The organism is Lascolabacillus sp. (assembly GCF_028696275.1).
GTDB lineage: Bacteria > Bacteroidota > Bacteroidia > Bacteroidales > Dysgonomonadaceae > Proteiniphilum > Proteiniphilum massiliensis.
On record NZ_JAQVHI010000027.1, the window covers coordinates 1 to 19,716 of the forward strand.

Sequence of the window (19,716 nt, forward strand, 5' to 3'; positions counted from 1 at the left end):
CAGGTCAGGTAGTTACATGGGATGCTATGACAGCGTCACCACTTAATTATACTCCTGCTGACATTAATATTGGCAAAATGGATATGTCAGGATTTACTGTTCCCGTTCCAGGTAGTGCACAAAAATAAAAACTTATGGCATTTGACAGAAGACAATTTCTAAAAACTACTATAGCTGGTACTGCAACACTGGCAATAGGTGGATGTAATACATTTGCTTCAACAGAAACAAAGGCAGGTAGTATTGCCGGAAAGGCTCAGTTGAATATCTCTTTTCAAGAGGGTACAGCTCCCGGGGCTACACTTCAAGAGAAGTTTGATTTCATGGAAGAGCATAATGTTGTAGGATTTGAACCACATGGTAAACCTCTTCTTCAAAGAAAACAGGAGTACAAAGAGGCTCTAAAGGGGCGTAATATTAAAGTAAGTGCTGTATGTGCCGGCTTTGATGGATTTATTTTATCTACTGATCCTGAAGTTAGAAAACTTTGTCGTGATACAATGGCTGAACTTATTATTGCCGCAGGTGAGTTTGAATCTACAGGAGTAATCATTGTACCTGCTTTTAATAGTCAGGTTCCTGTAATGCCTCACACACAGGAGACGCGTGATTTCCTTTGTGAACAGTTTGATGAAATGGGAACTTTTGCTCAACAGCATGGAACAACTGTAATTTTAGAGCCTTTAAACCGCAGAGAAGCATTTTATCTACGTCAAGTAGCTGATGCTGCCTCAATTTGTCGTGATATAAATAACCCTGGTGTAACTTGTCTGGGAGACTTTTGGCACATGACATGGGAAGAAACTTCTGATATGGGAGCTTTTATATCTGCAGGTGATTATTTGCAACACGTACATATAGCAAGTCGTGAGCGTCGAAGTGTACCTGGTGAAGATGGTGCAGCAGATAATTATGTAGATGGTTTCAGAGGTCTGAAAATGATAGGATATAACAAATATGTAAGTTATGAATGCGGAATCCAGGGTGAGCGTGAGGTAGTTGTACCTGCATCACTTGAATTGTTGAGAAAACAATGGGAAGAAGCTTGATTATGTTATAAAATCCTTCAATAAAAAATGGGTGAGGAGAGTAGTTCCTTTCACCCATTTTTTATATGTTTAAATTCTGTAATTTTATTTATCCTATATTCACAGCATGGAACGATTTCTAAAATTTTTGTCATCTTATAAAGGTTCAATTGTTTTGATGCTTATCTATTCATTTGGTTTAGCAACTGCAACAATTGTAGAGAAACAGTTGGGCACACAAGCTGCAAAGATGCTTATTTATTACTCCCCGCTTTTTATACTCTTGCAGTTATTATTAGCAATTAATTTCTTGATTATTTTATTCAACAGCAACTATATAAAAAGTAAAAGGTGGGGGCTAATAATTATTCATCTATCACTTACAGTAATTCTTGGTGGAGCATTAACTACATTTCTTTTTGGGAAAGAAGGACAGGTTCACATTCGTGAAGGAGAAAAATCTGATCAGATGGTGATGCATACCTCCAAAGGTGTAAAAACCGAAAAATTGCCCTTCGTTTTAGAATTAAAAGATTTCAGATTAAATAGATATCCTGGTTCAAATAGTCCCTCCTCATATGAAAGTACTCTTCTGGTTTATGTAGATAATGATATTAGAGAAGTATCTGTATTTATGAATAATGTGCTGGATCTCAAAGGATATCGTTTCTTTCAGGCTTCATATGATAAAGATGAATTAGGAACAGTTCTTTCTGTAAATAAGGATGTAGCAGGTCGAACAATCACTTATACAGGTTATATTTTATTATTGATAGGATTTATTCTTATGTTTTTAATGCCCGGTTCCAGATTTAGAAAATTAGGAGAACAGTTAAAAGATATACGAGCCAGAGCAGATAAATTGACACTTGTATTTTTATTGTCTCTGATATCACTAAATGGATTTAGTCAGAATAATTGGAATGAAACGAAACATACAATCGATATAATTGAATCAATAAAAGATAATGCAATTCCAGTTGAACATGCAGAAAAATTTGGTGCACTACCTGTTCAGTTTCGCGGTAGAGTGATGCCATTGAATACATTCTCATCAGAAATATTACGTAAAATTCATAACGAAACAAATATATATAATCTTAATTCAGATCAATTTCTGTTAAGTTTATTAGTTAACCCTGAAAAATGGTCTCATGCAAAAATTATTTCTGGTGATCAATCATACCTGTCTTATAATCAATTTTTTGATGAGGGTGGGAGTTATAGCTTGTTAAATCAATTACAACAAATTTATAATCAGCCGGCAGACAAACGGAATGAATCCGAAAAAGATCTGATTAAACTGGATGAAAAGGTAAATATACTTTATCAATTATTTACACATATTATACCGGGAATATTTCCACATGCAGAAGATCCATCTCATACTTGGTATAATTTAGGAGATAATTTATCCGTTTATGAATTTAAGGACTCGGTTTTTATAACAGATTCATTCAACAATTATCTTGCAGAGGTAAGATTATCATTACAATCAAATGATTGGAGCAAACCTGATGAAATACTTAATTCAATCAAAGAATATCAATTAAGTAATGATAAAGCCTCACTGATCAGACCAGATAAAATTGAGGCAGAATTGAAATATAACCGACTTAATATATTTAATTACTCTAAATTAGGCTACTTTATCTTAGGCGGATTACTATTGATTTTGGCATTTATCCGTTTAATGAATAGAAAAACCTGGTTGCAATATGCAAGTACTATTTTGATAATTGGAATAGCTGCTATATTTATATATCATCTATTTGGTATGGGCATGAGGTGGTATATATCAGGTTATGCTCCTTGGAGCAATTCATATGAAACTATGGTATATGTGGCGTGGGCAACTGTCTTAGCAGGATTTATATTCGGAAGAAAGAATATACTAACACTTTCTCTTGCTACACTATTTGGTGGAGTCATACTTTTTGTTTCATCACTTAACTGGATGGATCCACAAATAAATACACTTGTTCCAGTACTCAATTCTCCATGGTTGATGTTTCATGTTGCAGTTATAGTTGCTGCTTATGGATTCTTTGGTATTAGCTTTTTATTAGGTCTCACTAATATTATTATAATGTCATTTAATAAAGCTAGCTCTCTCATGGCTCTTAGAATCAAAGAGCTAAGCGTGATAAACAATATGTCACTGCTAACAGGCCTTGCGCTCATGACTATAGGTACTTTCCTTGGAGCTGTCTGGGCAAATGAATCATGGGGAAGATACTGGGGCTGGGATCCAAAAGAGACCTGGGCACTTATTACTATTATAGTGTACTCAGTCGTTACTCATCTTCATCTTGTTAAAAAGTGGAATAGTGACTGGTTGTTTAATTTTACATCTGTCTTAGGATTTTCATCTGTTTTAATGACCTATTTAGGAGTAAATTACTTCTTGAGCGGTATGCATTCATATGGTCAAACAGATACTTCCTCTTCTGTTTTTGTGTATATTGCGATAGTTTTTACAATAATAGTAATTCTTGGTTTCCTATCCTATAATAGGAGAAGTAAATTCATTGATTCATAGAAAGATATAATGTGCAATGTAAATAATCAGGTATTCGAAAACACTGCCACAAAGTATTAATTACTCGTTGTATAAATTATAGGAATTATTTTATGGTTTTGAGTCTAAATAATTAAATTAATCAACAATAATAGTAATATGGTTAAATGGGGATTTATTGGCTGTGGAGCTGTAACAGAGAAGAAGAGTGGACCAGCATTCAGAAAAGTTGAAGAATCAGATGTAGTGGCTGTCATGCGCAGAGATTCTGTGAAAGCAGAAGATTATGCCAAACGTCATGGAATAAACAGATGGTACAATAACGCACATGATTTAATAAATGATCCAGATGTTAATGCTGTATATGTAGCTACACCTCCCGGGTCTCATGCCGAATATGCAATAACCGCAATGAGAGCAGGTAAACCAGTGTATATAGAAAAACCCATGGCAGCTTCTTTTCAAGAGTGCATCGAGATAAACAGAGTTTCAGAGGAAACTGGTGTGCCATGCTTTGTGGCTTATTATCGCAGAACTTTGCCCTATTTCAACAGAGTCAAACAGATTATCAATGATGGTCTTCTTGGTGATATATCTACAGTACAGATCCGTTTCTCTATACCACCATATGCTACTGATTTTGATAGGGCGAACTTACCATGGAGAGTTAAAAAAGAACTAGCCGGAGCCGGTTATTTTTATGATCTCGCGTCACATCAATTTGACCTGCTTGATTATCTGTTGGGCGAGATAAAAGATGTACAAGGTTATAAAAGTAATATTGCCGGACTTTATGATGTTGAAGATACTGTTGTAGCATCTTTCAGATTCGAGTCCGGAGTATTAGGTAGTGGTAGCTGGAGTTTTATAGCACCTAAAGATACCAGATCAGATCTTATCTATATTACAGGAACCAAAGGCAAATTGACATGTTCCACTTTCAACTTTTCTCCAATTATATTAGAAACCTCAGAGTGTGAGCAGGAGTTCTTTGAAGAGAATCCCGAGAATATTCAATTCTATCTTATTCAGAGTATTGTTAATTATCTAAATGGTAAGGGTGATAGACCTGTAAGCACCGGTATTACTGCACAGCGTACTAATTATATAATGGATAAAATTCTGTCAAAATTCTAACCAGGTGTATGACTATTACTGCTTAATTTAAACTATTAAAAGATCTATTTTCAATTGCATCTATTTTTTATCTTTCAATCTGGCATGCCTCCATATTTGCCATGAATTTACTATGTTTTGCCATAGAGCATAGGTTCCCGGTCCTAATGTTGCCAGGGGATTAAGATAAGTTTGAGTAAGCCATATAGCAAGAACAGTATTTTTTTGCCCCAAACCTTGTCCCCCTGCCACTACTCTTCCAAACTTTTTACCGATAAGTCTTCCAAAGTAAAACTGCAGAAGACATGTTATCATAGATGCTACTGCAATTACTACCTCTAAAGTATAGTTGCCATCATCTTGTAATTGAACGTATTGTGTTACATTTCCAATTACGATGGTTAGTGCTGCAGCCCATATATAGAAAGATACAATCTGGGCCTTCTGTATTCTTCTGTGAATCACAGGTGCACTCTTTTGAAGTAAAAGTGCTAAAAGAAATGGTACAACAAGAATTGGAATTACGCTAATAAAAATGTGCCAGAAAGAAGATATAAGATTAAAGCTTTCAGGTGTACCACCTACAATTGAAAGAAACAGTGGTGCTATTAATGCAACAGATAAATTGCTTATAATAGAGTATGCGGCTGTTACCGAGATACTTCCCCCAAGTAAACCAGCAACAACAGGAGCTGATGTTGCCGTTGCTGTTAATACACAAATCATCACTGCTTGCGCCAGAATTTCATTAACTGGTCGCAATGCAATATATATCAGTGCACTGCCAATATATTGAATAGCAAGCAGTATGTAGTGGAATTTTGTTAATTTGACATCATTTATACCTATTCGACAATAAGATATAAACAGCATTATAGCTAAAAGTAGTGGAAGAAAAGGGGAGAATACCGAGAGATGTTTATGAAATGCAATCCCTAAAAACATCGCAATAGGGAGCAGATATTTTTCCAGAAACTTTTGCATATCATTTGTAAAAATTTCCCGGTGACACAGAAAATCTAGATTTTTTCATCTTATCCTTATAGCTAATATCAATCATTAGCTGTTTTCGATCTAATATAAGATCTGTTATAAACTTCTCAATCTCAGGTAGAAATTCATTCATAGGGGATTCAGATACTTCATGCCCTATATCCTCAATTCTATAATACATATAAGGGTAGCGTTCCTGTTTAAACCTCTTTACCAGTGAATTTGACCCAAACATACCTATATGAAACAACCTTTTTTTATCAAAAGGAACAAGTCTGTCTGCACTTCCATGAAAGAATAGAGTAGGTGCTGGCTTTTGGGTATATGATGGTAAACCTTCTGTACTAAAAATACCTCCTGCAAATGAAATTACTCCTGCATAGTGAAAATCTTCCGGTAAAATGTCTGCAGATGAATGGTTGTCACGCTCTTCATAATCAGCTTGAAGAACTGTAATAGCACCGGCACTTGATCCGCTTATAATTATTAATGAAGGATCTATATAAAGTTCATCGGCATTCTCCAAAAGAAAGTTAGTCGCTGAGTAGAGGTCCGAAACAGCAAGACTAATTGCATTCTGTAATGGCTTATAGTTCAACAATCCTGGTGCTGACTGATCTTTCATACCCAGTCGGTAATCTATAGAAACTACAACAAAACCCTTGTTTGCAAAGTAATTAAAAAAGTTAGAATATTTTTCATAGTCTCTTGTGCCTTCTTTAAAACCACCACCAAAAACAAATACAATACAAGGTCTGGGAAGTAAAGCCAGAGAATCACTTTGGTAAATATCCATCTTTAACTGTTGTCCATCTTTTTCTAAAAAAACATGAGTCTCTTTATTAACAGAATAACCTAGCAGTAAAAATGGAGATATGAAGAAGATGCAAAATACAATTAAACTTATACGGTTCATAGCAATAAAAAAAGTTATTGTTGAATAAAGTCTGTAACTATTTTTAAAATCTCAGCTCTGGCTCTTTCATAGTCATCATTGCAAATTGTAACATCAAACAGTGGTGAAAAACTAATTTCATATTCTGCCTTTGCAAGACGGCCCTCAATAACCTTAGGAGAATCAGTCCCTCTCTTTTCAAGTCTCTCTCTCAAAACTTCTATAGAAGGAGGCATAATGAAAATGCTTAATGCCTGGTCTCCATATATCTTTTTGATATTCAACCCGCCTACACAATCCACATCAAATATAACATTAGAACCCTCTTTAAGAATGCGATCTACTTCACTCTTGAGTGTTCCATAATACCTGTTTGGGTACACCTCTTCATACTCAAGGAATTCGTCGTTATTAATTCGTTCTCTAAACTCTTCGGGTGAAAGAAAATAATACTCAACACCATTCTTCTCTTCTCCTCGTGGCAGACGACTTGTAGCAGAGATGGAAAAGCGCATATTCAATCCCTGAGCCAGCAGATATCGCACAAGAGTTGACTTACCTGCTCCGGAAGGGGCTGAAATTATAATTAATCTAGCCATTATATATTTATAATATATTTAGTATCTGTTCTTTAATTTGTTCAAGTTCATCCTTCATCTGAACTACAATTCGTTGCATATCAGATTGATTCGATTTGGAACCGAGTGTATTTATTTCACGTCCTATTTCCTGAACTATAAACCCGAGTTTTTTGCCCTGCGATTGATTTGCTTTCAGAGTCTCATCAAAATAATCCAGATGATGAGCCAGACGGCTTTTTTCTTCATTTATATCCAGTTTCTCCAGGTAGTATATAATCTCCTGTTCAAATCTGTTTTTATCTATCTCAAATCCTTCCAGGTGATTCAGACCCTCATATATTCTGCTTTTAATTTTATCAACCCTTTCCTCTTCGAAAGGCTCAATTTTTGATAACAGCGTTCGTATTTTGCCGATTTTGTGAGTAAGAAGATTCTCCAGCATAACACCTTCTTGTCTGCGGAATGCAATTACCTCGTTAGCAGCATCTTTTACCGCTCTTTCAATTGCTTTCCATTCCTCATCATCAAGCTCTTCAACGTCCTGTTTCATTACATCAGGAAGACGTAATAGTATCGAAAACCAATCTGAAGGTGCTGGAATATTATTATTAATAGATATTTGTTCTATCTCTTCACGATATTGATTTAGTACATTATAATCTATTTTCGATGATACATCTTTAGAGAAAACCTCCACATTCAATGTAAGGTCTATTTTCCCTCTCTCCAGAATGCTGGAAAGTGTATTTCGCAGTTCAATCTCTTTTACTCTATACACAGTTGGAATGCGTATGTAAAGATCAAACTGCTTGCTGTTTAAGGATTTAATTTCTACTGTAATTTTCTTATTGGGGAGTTCTGCAACTGCTTTGCCGTATCCCGTCATCGAGTGAGTCATACCTTCATTTTTCCACAAAGGTAGAGATTTTTATTTAATTATGCATGCTCCTTTTGCATGGCTTTACGCTCTTTCTCTTTTAAAATGCGGTCAGCTTTATCCCTTTCATCAGCCAACTTGAGAAGTTTGCGCCACTCAACAAGATTTGATATTAACAGGAATATACAAGCAACAGTTGCCAGGTACTGTATGGTGCCGGGCACAAAAACTTCAAGTAGAATAATTGAACCTATTGCAATACGCACCTCGGTTGGTCCGAAGATTCCTGAGTCAATAGAATATTGTCCGCCAATCTTATATCGCAGTTGTGCTGTAATCATTTCCCATCCATACAGTACAACAAAAAAGAATCCTGCTAGTTTCCATACACCGGGAGCATAAATTATAAAACCTGTACCTATAAGTATTGTTCCAACCCAGTCTACAGTAACATCCAATGAGAATCCATACCATTTACGAGGCTTGTTACGATAATAGGCAATTCGGCCATCAAGCGAATCTCCAAACCAGTTTACAATAAATCCTAACAAGGATAGGAGCATCCAGTATCTGCTGTAAAAAGCCCCCAGAACAAAACTGGTTGCAACCATTAAGTTTCCAAAAAAACCGATAGCGGTAAGTCCGTCAGATGATATCCAAGAGGGTATCTTTTGCACAAGGTAAGCAATCGTTTTTTGTTCCCACGCACGAAGTATATTTGTTCTTTGCCTGTCTGTTGAGATAAGTCTGAGCGACTTAACCATACTACTTTTGTTAATATTCATATCAAACCTAAATTTTCGGGTTATACTTTTGTTCAATGGGATAATGAACTATATGACCTTCAGTTCTATCTCTCATTGCAAATGTAGCCATTATAATTTGGATGTTACGAATTTGTTGCGAAAAAAATAACCTCTAAATTTAATTAATCCTAAAATTTAAACGATTAAGAAATGCTAAGTTCGAAATTATTAAGATATAAGCTCTCTTAATTTTACGTACATTTGCTATATGAAAAAGGTGTTCATATCATCACAACTGGATATTTACAAGCCGGAATTTTCTGAGCTAAATATTCCTTTAGCCGGAGAGGCTTCTGCCGGTCCGTTCACTAATGTGGATGACTTTGTTAGCGAGCGTATTGATTTGAATAAACTGCTAATCAGACATCCCGAAGCTACTTTCTATGCAAAGGTTAAGGGTAATTCAATGAATGAAGATTTCAATGATGGAGATCTGCTTGTTGTGGATAAAGCAGAAGAGTGGTCCCATGGTAAGATAGCCCTCTGCTATATGGATGGAGAATTTACTGTAAAAAGGATAGATATTGAAAAGGGAGTCTGCAAATTACTGCCATCTAATCCCCAATATAAACCTATAACCATAACTTCTGAGAATACACTTCTTATATGGGGAATTATAATTTTCTCCATTAGAAGGCATGGATAGATAAATATTAACCAAATAAGATACTGTAATGGTAGCGCTGATAGATTGCAATAATTTTTATGCATCGTGCGAAAGGGTATTTAACCCCTCTTTAATAGGCAGACCTGTTGTTGTTCTTTCCAATAACGACGGGTGTGTTATTGCCCGTAGCAGTGAAGCCAAGAAAGTAGGTATTGAGATGGGTGTGCCTGCATTCAAAGCAGCAGATCTGTTCAAGAAACACAATGTAGCGGTCTATTCAGCTAATTTTGCTCTTTATGGTGATATGAGCCGAAGAGTAATGTCTGTCCTAGCAGGTTTTACACCAAATCAGGAGGTCTATTCCATAGATGAGTGTTTTCTTGATCTTTCAGGTATTCAAGAAGATATGAGATGGTACGGTCTTAAGATGAAGGATAAAGTATGGCAGTGGACAGGAATACCTGTAGGTATCGGCATCGCTCCAACAAAAGCACTGGCAAAGATAGCCAATCGCATTGCAAAGAAGTATCCATCACAAACAGGGGGTTGTCATGTGATAGATAGTGACGAGAAGCGTCTGAAAGCACTAAAGTGGTTGCCTGTTGCGGATATTTGGGGAGTAGGCAGAAAGAGTGCAATGAAGCTTAATGCAATAGGAGTAACCAAAGCCATTGATTTTATTCAGCTGCCTGAGTCATGGGTTCGTAAAAACATGACAATCACAGGAGTTAATCTTCAGCGTGAGCTCAAAGGAATTCCCTCAATAGATATAGTAGAGCTTGAGAAAGCAAAGAGCTTTTCCGTTACCCGTACCTTTGAAAAAGAGTATGACACTTTTGATGAGGTGAAAGAGCGTTTAATCACTTTTACCTCCCTTGCTGCCGCCAAAGTAAGAGCACAGCAATCACTTTGCCGCCGTATGCTGATCTTTCTTCAAACAAACTTCTATAAGGATAGTGAAGAACAAATTGCTCGTAGTGTAGAAGTCAGACTCCCATTTCCAACCTCATCAACTCTAGAAATAGTTGATTTTGTGGTGGCAGGATTAAAACAGATTTATGAACCTCACAGACATTATAAAAGAGCAGGAGTAACACTTTACGATTTTATCGATACAATTAATCTTCAACCAGCGCTTTTTCCCGAAATGAATTCTGATCCTCGTCATGAGCGTCTTATGGATGCTGTAGATAGAATTAATCATAGAACAAAAGGAGGAGTGAGGCTGGCTTCTATGGATGCAAAAACGTTTAAGATGCACCGTAATCATCTTTCAAGGGAATTTACTACCAATATTAATGATATTCTCGAAGTGAAATGTGATTAATATATTTGAAATCTAATAAATTAACCTTATATTTGAATTATGTTAAATGCACCTCGCACATGCTTTATGAGGTAATATTTGTTTAGTGAACCGAAAGATAATCCATATCGATATGGATGCGTTTTATGCATCCATTGAACAGCGCGATAACCCTGATTATCGCGGTAAACCCCTTGCTGTAGGTTATGGTGAAAAACGAGGTGTTGTAGCAGCTGCCAGTTATGAAGCCAGGAGATATGGTGTCCATTCTGCAATGCCTTCTGTAACTGCACTTCGTAAATGTCCCAATATTATTTTTGTGCCACCAAGATTTGATGTATATCGTAATGTTTCTAACCAGATAATGCAAATTTTTCATGAATATACTTCAATGGTTGAACCACTGTCACTTGATGAAGCTTTTCTGGACGTCACTGTAAATAATAAGGGAGCCCGTTCTGCTACTCTAATAGCTAAAGAGATCAAACAAAAAATCTATAACCGAACTCATTTAACATCATCTGCAGGAGTATCTTATAATAAATTTTTGGCTAAGATAGCATCAGATTACAGAAAGCCTGACGGATTGTTTGTAATCGAACCAGAAAAAGCAGAAGCATTTGTAGAGAAATTAACTATCGACAAATTCTTTGGTGTAGGAAAGGTAACTGCCAAACGTATGGTTGAGCTGGGGATCCGAACCGGTTATGATTTAAAGCAGTGGTCCGAACTAGATCTTGTGAAAGAGTTTGGTAAAGCAGGAAGCACATACTGGCATTTTGCAAGAGGAATAGATGACCGAGAAGTAGAATCGGAAAGAGTTCGTAAATCTTTAGGCGCAGAGGTTACATTTATGGATGACCTGGATGAGATAGTCGATATCCTTGGTTCACTTGATCAAATTGCAAATGAAGTACATCGTAGGGCACAAAAGCGTAAATTTCTTGCAAAAACTGTTACATTGAAGGTGAAGTATGCCGACTTTACACAGATTACAAGGAGTAAAACTGTCAACTATTATGTAAACAGCTATGAGAAGCTATTTGAACTTGGTAAAGAGTTGTTATTGCAGGTAAATGATATAGAGGAAAAGAAGATACGTTTAATGGGCCTAACCCTTAAAAAATCAGATTCTGAATTATCTTCTTATCCACATAGGGCAATACAGCTGACTCTTGATTTCGAAGAGTAGCCTACAATATCAGGGTATGAAATTCTCAGGTTTCTTTGCTTTTATGTTTTTAAAATAGGATTTAATTTTCACAATATCACTTTTATAGTCACCTGTCGGATAAAAAAGATCCAATGCTTTAGCTTCTTTTTTTGCATAATCAAGACCAACTAGCAGAATTGGTACATTAGCTTTTAAAGCAATAAAATAAAAACCCTTCTTCCACTCTTTCACAGGCTTCCTGGTCCCTTCTGGAGTAATCCCCAGATGCATCCACTTACGATTCTGAAACTCTCTTGCAAGTTTGGTAGTTAGAGATTCGTTACGATCTCTGTTTACAGGTATACCTCCAATGTTCCTGAAGAAGATGTTAAAAGGAAAGACAAACCATTCTGCTTTAATAAGGAAATTTGCCTGTCGGCCCAAGGATGAATAAGCAAGCTTACCAACCACAAAATCCCAGTTACTGGTGTGAGGTGCTACAGCAATCACACATTTGGGTACTTCTGGAAATGTATCAATAGCTTTCCATCCCATTAATTTGTTTAAAATGAATTTACTTAATCTAGCCATATGTTATAAACAATTTATCTTATAAAATTCTCTAACTCTAATGTTAACTTTTCCCACTTACTCATAAAGCCTTCCAGTTGTTTTTTAGTCTCGAGATACTTTTGTAGTTTTTCTGTATCTGCAGCACCTTCGGGCGTAGCAAGTTCAGCCTCAAGTGTAGAGATCTCATTTTCTAAATTTTCAATATTATCTTCAACCTCCTCTATTTCTCTTTCAAGTTTTCTCTGTTTACGGTTCTGCTCCTTCTGTATCAGGTAAGATAATTTATTTGAAGTTTCTGTATTCTGTTCTGCTTTCTCTGATAAATCAGATGATTGAGTAGTAGAAACTGAAAGCTCCAGCTGCTGCAGGCTTTCCAATTTCTTTTTAGAAAGGTAATCATAAATACCTCCAATATGCTCTGTTACCCTGCCACCACCAAACTCATACACCTTGTTTACAAGTCCATCAAGAAAATCACGATCATGCGATACAATAATTGCAGTGCCATCAAATTCACGGATAGCTTTTTTCAATACATCCTTTGAAGCCAGGTCCAAATGATTTGTAGGCTCATCAAGAATAAGCAAATTAACCGGTTCAAGCAACAAGCGTATCATAGCAAGCCTGCTCCTTTCTCCCCCCGATAATACCTTAACCTTTTTATCAGAGGCCTCTCCTCCAAACATAAAGGCACCCAGGATATCTCTTATTTTGGTGCGGATATCACCTACTGCTACATCATCAATGGTTTCAAAGACAGTCCTCTCTTCGTTTAACATCTGAGCCTGGTTTTGAGCAAAATATCCTATCTTTACATTATGACCATGTGTAAGATTTCCCTCAAAATCGATCTCGTTCATTATACATTTTACCAGAGTGGACTTTCCCTCTCCATTTTTTCCTACAAACGCTATCTTTTCTCCACGTTCAATAGTGAGTGTAACATTTTTAAAAACAAGATGATCACCATATGATTTCGAAATATCCTCCATTATAACTGGGTAAGATCCCGAACGAGGTGAGGGAGGGAACTTCAGGTTAAGTCTTGAATTGTCAACCTCATCAATTTCAATCCTTTCAATCTTCTCAAGTTGTTTGATTCTCGACTGAACCTGATTTGATTTTGTAGGTTTATAACGGAAACGTTCTATAAATTCCTCAGTATCCTTAATCTGTTTCTGTTGATTCTCAAAGGCTCTGATCTGCTGTTCACGTCTCTCTTTACGTAATTCAACATATCTGGAGTAATTTACCTTATAATCATGGATGTCACCCAGTAAAATCTCTATAGTTCTATTGGTCACAGCATCCAGAAATGCACGGTCGTGTGAAACCAGCATTACTGCATTAGCATGAGTACTTAAAAAATTCTCCAGCCATTGGATAGATTCTATATCAAGGTGGTTAGTAGGCTCATCAAGCAAAAGAACATCAGGTGCCTGTAGAAGTATTTTTGCAAGCTCAATTCTCATTCGCCAGCCACCACTGAACTCACCGGTTGGTCTGTTAAAATCAGCTCTCTTGAAACCTAAGCCCAAAAGAGTTTTCTCTATTTCAGCCTCAAAATTGTGAATCCCTGACATCTGCAGTAACTCCTGCAGATCAGTTGCTCTTTCTATTATTTTATGATAAGCTTCCGATTCGTAATCAGTCCTCTCTGCCAATTGGTTATGTAGATACTCCAGATCTCTTTCCATTTTCTTTAAATGGTCAAATGCCAGAGAGGCTTCCTCAAAAACAGTGCGACTGTCATTGAGCTTCATCTGTTGTGGCAAATAGCCAATGGTAGCATCTTTTGGAACAGAAACGTTTCCTTTGGTAGGCTTCTGCAATCCGGCCATTATTTTCAACAAGGTAGATTTGCCCGCCCCATTCTTACCGGTTAACGCTACTCTTTCATTTCTATTTAACACAAATGATATATTGTCGAGTAGAGTAAAACCACCAAATTCAACGCTTAGATTTTCAATACTTAGCATTCGAATTAAATTTGTGCAAAGAAAGTGCTTTTTGAGAGACTATAAAAATATATTTCCTACCCATTTTATATAAAAATTTATCTATCCGAATTTTCAAATTATAGTTGTTGATTTCTACTTGCTTGATAAAGTGGGTATTTTTAGTTACATTTGTACACATAATATTAAAAACAAAATATGGCAAAATCAAATTCATTTAGTAAAAGAGAAATAGAAAAGAATAAACAGCAGAAAAGAAAAGAGAAACAGAAAAGAAGAGAAGAGCGAAAACTTAAACCTACTGATACCTTTGAAGACATGATAGCATATGTAGATCCCTATGGTGTTATTACAGATGAGCGTCCCGAGCCCAATTTGGTAGACAAAATCGAACTTGAAGATATTGAAATCTCAATTCCTCCAAAAGAAATTGAGGAAAAAGGTGATCCTACAGGCATAGTTGAATTTTATGATGAAATTAAAGGTTTTGGATTTATTAAAGAATCTGATAGCCCAAATAAATACTTCTTCCATAGAAGTAATGCCGAATATGGTATAGGAGAAAATAATATGGTAACCTTTCGGTTAGAGAAGGGACCAAGAGGAATGAACGCTGTAGAAGTAAAAATGCTTAAGTAAAAACTTAAGCATTTTTTTTAATACACTAATCTCAATAAGTCACAGGATTCTGTCAGTGACCTTTAATTATATCTTTGATTTCTTGAAGAGAGACACTTTTTTGTTCCCCTGTTTTCATGTTCTTTAAGGAGATTGTATTGTTTTTCATCTCATTTTCACCAACCATTGCAACAAAAGGTATATTGTTGTTATTGGCATAGGTAAGCTGTTTCTTCATTTTAGCAGCATCAGGGTAAAGCTCGCTGCGTATTCCAGATCCTCGCAGACTGGTGATCAATGGTAAGATATAGTTTTCCTCTTTCTCACCGAAATTCACGAACATCAGCTCTGTAGAGTGAGTAAGATTTTCAGGGAACAGATTCAATTGTGTCAGTACATCATAAATGCGGTCTGCGCCAAACGAAATGCCAACCCCTGAAACACCGGGCATTCCAAAAATACCCGTTAGATTATCATATCTGCCTCCACCGGTAATACTTCCCATTTCAGCGTCCAGAGCCTTAACCTCAATAATTGTACCTGTGTAATAATTTAAACCACGTGCCAATGTTAAGTCTAGTACAACTTCATTCTTCAATGAAATGGCTTTAGATTTATCCAGTAGGTAATCCATCTCTGCCACACCTTTCAAACCAATTTCTGATTCAGCTAAAATTTCAGTAAGCTGGGCAGTTTTCTCTTTAGTAGATCCGCTAAGTTTTAAAATAGGCTGTAGCTTATTTATGGATTCCTCTGTGAATCCAGAAGCAGCAAGCTCTTTGTTTACTGATTCAAGACCAATTTTTTCAAGCTTGTCAATAGCTACCGTAAACTCAGTTATTTTTTCGGACTCACCAATTATCTCTGCTATACCTGAAAGTATCTTTCTGTTATTTATCCTTATTGATACATTAATTCCCAATCGAGAGAAAACCTCATCAATAATAAGGATAAGTTCAATCTCATTTAAAAGAGAGTCTGAACCCACTATATCAGCATCGCATTGAAAAAATTCACGATATCTGCCTCTCTGAGGTCTGTCAGCTCGCCAAACAGGTTGAATCTGAAACCTTTTGAACGGGAATGTTATCTCATTTCTGTGCATAACAACATATCTTGCAAAAGGCACTGTAAGGTCATATCTCAGTCCTTTTTCAGAAATCTTATTAGCTGTTTTTACAGAGCTCCCTTCAGTAATATCATCATGATTAACATCTTTGAGGAAATCACCTGAGTTAAGTATCTTAAAAAGCAATTTGTCACCTTCTTCACCATATTTTCCCATCAGAGTAGACAGGTTTTCCATTGCAGGTGTTTCAATCTGACTGAAGCCATAAATTCTGTAAACCTCTTTGATTGTATCAAAAATATAATTACGTTTCGCCATCTCTTCGGGCGAAAAATCACGAGTACCTTTTGGAATAGAGGGTTTCTGCATCTTTCTTATCTGTTTTAAAATGCAAAGATACTGTTTTGCCTTACATTTTAAAAGGGCTGTAGCTAATCAATTATTTTATCTCCCACCAAATTTAAATTCAACTGGTATAGCAGCCGGAACCTTAATAAGAGTGTTACCCACACTCAATTTGGGCCATAATTTAACTGTAACAGTTGTCTCATTTGGAGTAATTCCCAGAAATCCACTCATCTCACTTGCCACTCTTTCCTGTGAATATCTGTTTATTATACTTTTAAGGTCAACGCTTATTGGTATAGGAACCACAACCGTTTCACCCGGTTGAATTCTGATAGGGATATCCATTTTACCCTCAACAAACTCCAGTTCATTAATAGAAATTGAATAATCCAGTGCATCAAGAAAAGCAGCTCTTGTATTAGGATTAGTCACATCCATATTCAAAGTCATGCTGAATGGTATATTCTGCCTTGAGTTACTGCCTGATAAGATTGTAGATATAGATGCCAGATTGGAAAGTGATATTGCTGAAGCATTACCAATATTTATTCCTGCCAGCTGGATATTGGAAAGTGAATTATATCGATACTCACTTTGAGCCAGCTGGTAGGCTCCTCCAATTTTGTTTACTACATCACAGCCGGTTAGAATCACAGCCGAAAGAACTATTAACAATACTCTTTTTATCATTTCAATTTCAGTTTATTTAATTATAACCATTGTTGCTCCATAACCATACTCCTGAAAAGAGGCATCCTGGTAGTAGCAAGATGGATAGTTTTTCTTCAATTCTTTTAATAATGCTGTTTTGAGTACACCATCTCCTTTCCCATGTATAAATACAATTCTCCGGTTTTTGTTTTTTATATTCTCCTTCATGACATCATTGAATTTGTTCATTTGATATTCAAGTATGTCAGCATTATTCATGCCAGCAGTTGTATCAATTAATTCATTAATATGCAGGTCTACTTCTATTACCGGGTCACTTTTTCTTTTTCTTATAGGTTCTTTCGCCGGTCTTCTTTCAGAGATCTCTTTCTCTTTCATAGCCTGTTCAAGGTCACCTGCAGAAATAAGCAATTCTCGTTCGGGGATATCATTCTTTATAATGTAATATATAATTGCATTATCTTCAAAATAATCGTTCTCCCTGAAACTGTGTAACTTATAAAACTTTACTGTATCAATACGCAGCTCTACTGAACATGGATTTTTAAACTTATATGTCTTGTTATGCTTAAATGCGATATACTGTACAGCAATCTTCTCTATTTCATTTAATTCATTTTTACCAAATTCCTCAAGAAATATTTTTGTATTTGGCTCTACTATACCGTTATACCTGCTTTTCCAGCTATTATTCTCACGGTTCATATAATTGAAAAAGAGAAAATAGTTACTGTCGTTCACAAAATAACATTCATACCTGGTTGTTGAAAGGTTTTTAGGGTCAACAGGCAAGTATGCTATACAGGCTGTAATCTTTTCACCTTCAACAGTCTCTTCAGGTTGATATGACTCACTTATTCTCACATCAGGCAATGAATCTTCAAGTTGTTGTTTTGTACCTTTTAATATCTCTTCCTGAAAGTTGCCTTCATCTGAAAAACTTCCCATTTTATTGTCCGAAGCTGATTCCACAACCACGCATTCAGATATTAGCACAGGAACATCAAACCCATGCTCATCTTCTACAATTACAACCTGCTTGTTCTGAAATCCTTTTACTACTCCTCCGCCAATACTGTTGAGGAATCTGACTCTGTCTCCTGTAGATATTTTCTTCATTTTTGTTATTCACTATATATCACCAAATTGTTGCAGTTATGATACCAGATATTTATAGTTCATCATAGCTAAAAAGTCCGTTTTGGTGTTTAATTTTGTAGTGTCTTGCAAAGTTGACTATTTTTGCGGAATAAATGCACTAATTAATATGAAAATAGATTTTTCGATACTAAAAAAATGAAAAAAGGAGACGTACAAAATATTAAAATATCAGATTTCAACTATACTTTACCAGATGAAAAGATTGCGAAATACCCTTTGCCACAGAGAGATTCTTCCAAACTCTTAATTTATAAAGATTCACAACTAAGCTCTAGCAATTTTTCATCACTACCTGATCAGCTGCCCGGTAACAGTCTCCTTATCTTCAATAATACAAGAGTAATTCATGCCAGGCTTCATTTTATGAAAGCAACAGGCGCGAATATTGAAATATTTTGTCTCTCTCCATTCAGTCCGAAAGATTATATAATGAATTTTCAGCAGAAAGGTGAATGCTCATGGATTTGCATGATAGGTAATGCAAAAAAATGGAAAGAAGATCTGTTGTCAATGGAAATTGATATAAAGGGATTAAGAGTGGTTCTTAATGCTCAGAAGATAGATATGGCAGAAATGTCAAATAGAAACGGCTCAGATGTAATAGTAAGGTTCACGTGGGATAACAGTGATGTTACATTTTCCGAGTTGCTCGAAGTCGCAGGTAAACTTCCTATTCCCCCATATCTTAACAGGCCAGCCGAAGAGAAAGATGATGAGACATATCAAACTCTTTATTCTCATGTGGAAGGGTCTGTCGCAGCTCCAACTGCAGGTCTTCACTTCACACCCGCGGTGATGGAGGGGTTAGCTGCCAAAGGTGTAAAAACAGCTGAGGTTACTCTTCATGTTGGTGCTGGTACTTTTAAGCCTGTTAAATCAGACAATTTAGCAGGGCATGAAATGCATACTGAATTTATATCCGTCCCAAGGGAAACAATTGAGAAAATCATTAACCACACAGGTGATATTATCGTAGTTGGTACTACCTCTATGCGTACAGTAGAAAGTTTGTACTATATCGGTAAAAAGCTTAGGACTAATCCAGATACAGAACCGTACAAGCTATCTGTAAATCAATGGGAGCCTTACGAAGAAGATGAAAATGAAGATCCCTACATTGTACTTCGTGCCATTCTTGATTATTTGGAGAATACCGAACAAGATCAGCTTATTTCAGCAACACGTTTACTTATTGCACCAGGTTATAATTTTCACTATCCGGATGCATTGATAACCAACTTTCATCAGCCTCAAAGCACTCTGTTACTACTTGTCTCAGCTTTCGTAGGAGGTTACTGGACAACAATATACGAATATGCTTTGCAAAATAATTTCAGATTTCTTAGCTATGGTGACAGTTCACTTTTGTGGAAAAACCTCAAATAAACCTATTTTTTGGTTAAAAAGGTTCTCCAGTCCCACTTTTAAAGCCTT

General features: G+C 36.2%; 18 protein-coding genes. 8 read left to right on the forward strand and 10 right to left on the reverse strand.

The annotated features are described in order from the left end of the window. Nucleotides 1-134: 134 nt before the first annotated feature. From PHO43_RS07400 to PHO43_RS07410, 3 genes are all read left to right on the forward strand, one after another. On the forward strand, nucleotides 135-1,049 hold the full coding sequence (locus tag PHO43_RS07400; RefSeq protein WP_045089841.1) for a TIM barrel protein: 915 nt from the start codon (nucleotides 135-137) through the stop codon (nucleotides 1,047-1,049). A 106-nt stretch (nucleotides 1,050-1,155) separates the two neighbouring features. Continuing rightward, nucleotides 1,156-3,570 carry a cytochrome c biogenesis protein CcsA gene (locus PHO43_RS07405; RefSeq protein ID WP_288009739.1) on the forward strand — a complete coding sequence of 805 codons (2,415 nt, stop codon included), beginning with the start codon at nucleotides 1,156-1,158 and terminating at the stop codon, nucleotides 3,568-3,570. Nucleotides 3,571-3,708: 138 nt separating this feature from the next. Next, nucleotides 3,709-4,686 (forward strand): Gfo/Idh/MocA family protein, encoded by a 978-nt coding sequence (locus PHO43_RS07410; protein ID WP_288009740.1) that lies wholly within the window; start codon nucleotides 3,709-3,711, stop codon nucleotides 4,684-4,686. A 60-nt stretch (nucleotides 4,687-4,746) separates the two neighbouring features. Here the strand turns inward: PHO43_RS07410 and PHO43_RS07415 are convergent, their stop codons facing one another. Genes PHO43_RS07415 through PHO43_RS07435 form a run of 5 tightly spaced genes read right to left on the reverse strand, consistent with a single transcriptional unit; the run spans nucleotide 4,747 to nucleotide 8,796 of the window. Further along, entirely contained in the window at nucleotides 4,747-5,649 is a 903-nt protein-coding gene (locus PHO43_RS07415; RefSeq protein ID WP_288009741.1) for a bile acid:sodium symporter family protein, read from the reverse strand. A 1-nt stretch (nucleotide 5,650) separates the two neighbouring features. Further along, complete coding sequence (locus PHO43_RS07420) at nucleotides 5,651-6,574, reverse strand: alpha/beta hydrolase (RefSeq protein ID WP_053826150.1); 924 nt, start codon at nucleotides 6,572-6,574, stop codon at nucleotides 5,651-5,653. A 14-nt stretch (nucleotides 6,575-6,588) separates the two neighbouring features. Then, on the reverse strand, nucleotides 6,589-7,152 hold the full coding sequence (gene gmk, locus PHO43_RS07425) for a guanylate kinase (protein WP_045089837.1): 564 nt from the start codon (nucleotides 7,150-7,152) through the stop codon (nucleotides 6,589-6,591). A gap of 7 nt (nucleotides 7,153-7,159) precedes the next feature. Further along, on the reverse strand, nucleotides 7,160-8,032 hold the full coding sequence (locus tag PHO43_RS07430) for a YicC/YloC family endoribonuclease (RefSeq protein WP_045089836.1): 873 nt from the start codon (nucleotides 8,030-8,032) through the stop codon (nucleotides 7,160-7,162). Between the two features lie 38 nt (nucleotides 8,033-8,070). Beyond that, nucleotides 8,071-8,796, reverse strand: a complete 726-nt coding sequence (locus tag PHO43_RS07435) for a CDP-alcohol phosphatidyltransferase family protein (RefSeq protein ID WP_045089835.1) — start codon at nucleotides 8,794-8,796, stop codon at nucleotides 8,071-8,073. Between the two features lie 229 nt (nucleotides 8,797-9,025). Between PHO43_RS07435 and PHO43_RS07440 the strand changes: the two genes are divergently transcribed. The 3 genes from PHO43_RS07440 (at nucleotide 9,026) to dinB (ending at nucleotide 11,922) form a co-directional block, all read left to right on the forward strand. Next, nucleotides 9,026-9,463 (forward strand): LexA family protein, encoded by a 438-nt coding sequence (locus PHO43_RS07440; protein WP_053826151.1) that lies wholly within the window; start codon nucleotides 9,026-9,028, stop codon nucleotides 9,461-9,463. Between the two features lie 28 nt (nucleotides 9,464-9,491). After that, nucleotides 9,492-10,751 (forward strand): Y-family DNA polymerase, encoded by a 1,260-nt coding sequence (locus tag PHO43_RS07445; RefSeq protein WP_045089833.1) that lies wholly within the window; start codon nucleotides 9,492-9,494, stop codon nucleotides 10,749-10,751. 85 nt (nucleotides 10,752-10,836) lie between these two features. Beyond that, entirely contained in the window at nucleotides 10,837-11,922 is a 1,086-nt protein-coding gene (gene dinB / locus PHO43_RS07450; RefSeq protein WP_288009742.1) for a DNA polymerase IV, read from the forward strand. A 9-nt stretch (nucleotides 11,923-11,931) separates the two neighbouring features. Here dinB and PHO43_RS07455 read toward each other — a convergent pair whose 3' ends face one another. Next, the gene (locus tag PHO43_RS07455) at nucleotides 11,932-12,474 is read right to left on the reverse strand and encodes a 1-acyl-sn-glycerol-3-phosphate acyltransferase (protein ID WP_045089831.1); all 543 of its coding nucleotides are present in this window, start codon (nucleotides 12,472-12,474) and stop codon (nucleotides 11,932-11,934) included. Nucleotides 12,475-12,488: 14 nt separating this feature from the next. Then, nucleotides 12,489-14,435: an ABC-F family ATP-binding cassette domain-containing protein gene (locus tag PHO43_RS07460; protein ID WP_288009743.1), complete on the reverse strand. Its 1,947-nt coding sequence runs from the start codon at nucleotides 14,433-14,435 to the stop codon at nucleotides 12,489-12,491. Nucleotides 14,436-14,612: 177 nt separating this feature from the next. Here PHO43_RS07460 and PHO43_RS07465 point away from each other — a divergent pair, with 177 nt between their 5' ends. Then, nucleotides 14,613-15,053, forward strand: coding sequence for a cold shock domain-containing protein (locus PHO43_RS07465; RefSeq protein WP_045089829.1), 441 nt, complete (start codon nucleotides 14,613-14,615; stop codon nucleotides 15,051-15,053). Between the two features lie 52 nt (nucleotides 15,054-15,105). Here PHO43_RS07465 and hisS read toward each other — a convergent pair whose 3' ends face one another. The 3 genes from hisS to PHO43_RS07480 form a co-directional block, all read right to left on the reverse strand. Further along, nucleotides 15,106-16,470 carry a histidine--tRNA ligase gene (gene hisS, locus PHO43_RS07470; RefSeq protein WP_045089828.1) on the reverse strand — a complete coding sequence of 455 codons (1,365 nt, stop codon included), beginning with the start codon at nucleotides 16,468-16,470 and terminating at the stop codon, nucleotides 15,106-15,108. A 75-nt stretch (nucleotides 16,471-16,545) separates the two neighbouring features. After that, nucleotides 16,546-17,139, reverse strand: coding sequence for an LEA/WHy family protein (locus PHO43_RS07475; protein ID WP_045089827.1), 594 nt, complete (start codon nucleotides 17,137-17,139; stop codon nucleotides 16,546-16,548). Between the two features lie 12 nt (nucleotides 17,140-17,151). Beyond that, complete coding sequence (locus PHO43_RS07480) at nucleotides 17,152-18,240, reverse strand: DUF2027 domain-containing protein (protein WP_288009744.1); 1,089 nt, start codon at nucleotides 18,238-18,240, stop codon at nucleotides 17,152-17,154. Nucleotides 18,241-18,417: 177 nt separating this feature from the next. Between PHO43_RS07480 and PHO43_RS07485 the strand changes: the two genes are divergently transcribed. Continuing rightward, nucleotides 18,418-19,668, forward strand: coding sequence for an S-adenosylmethionine:tRNA ribosyltransferase-isomerase (locus PHO43_RS07485; protein ID WP_288011775.1), 1,251 nt, complete (start codon nucleotides 18,418-18,420; stop codon nucleotides 19,666-19,668). The last annotated feature ends 48 nt before the right edge of the window (nucleotides 19,669-19,716 follow it).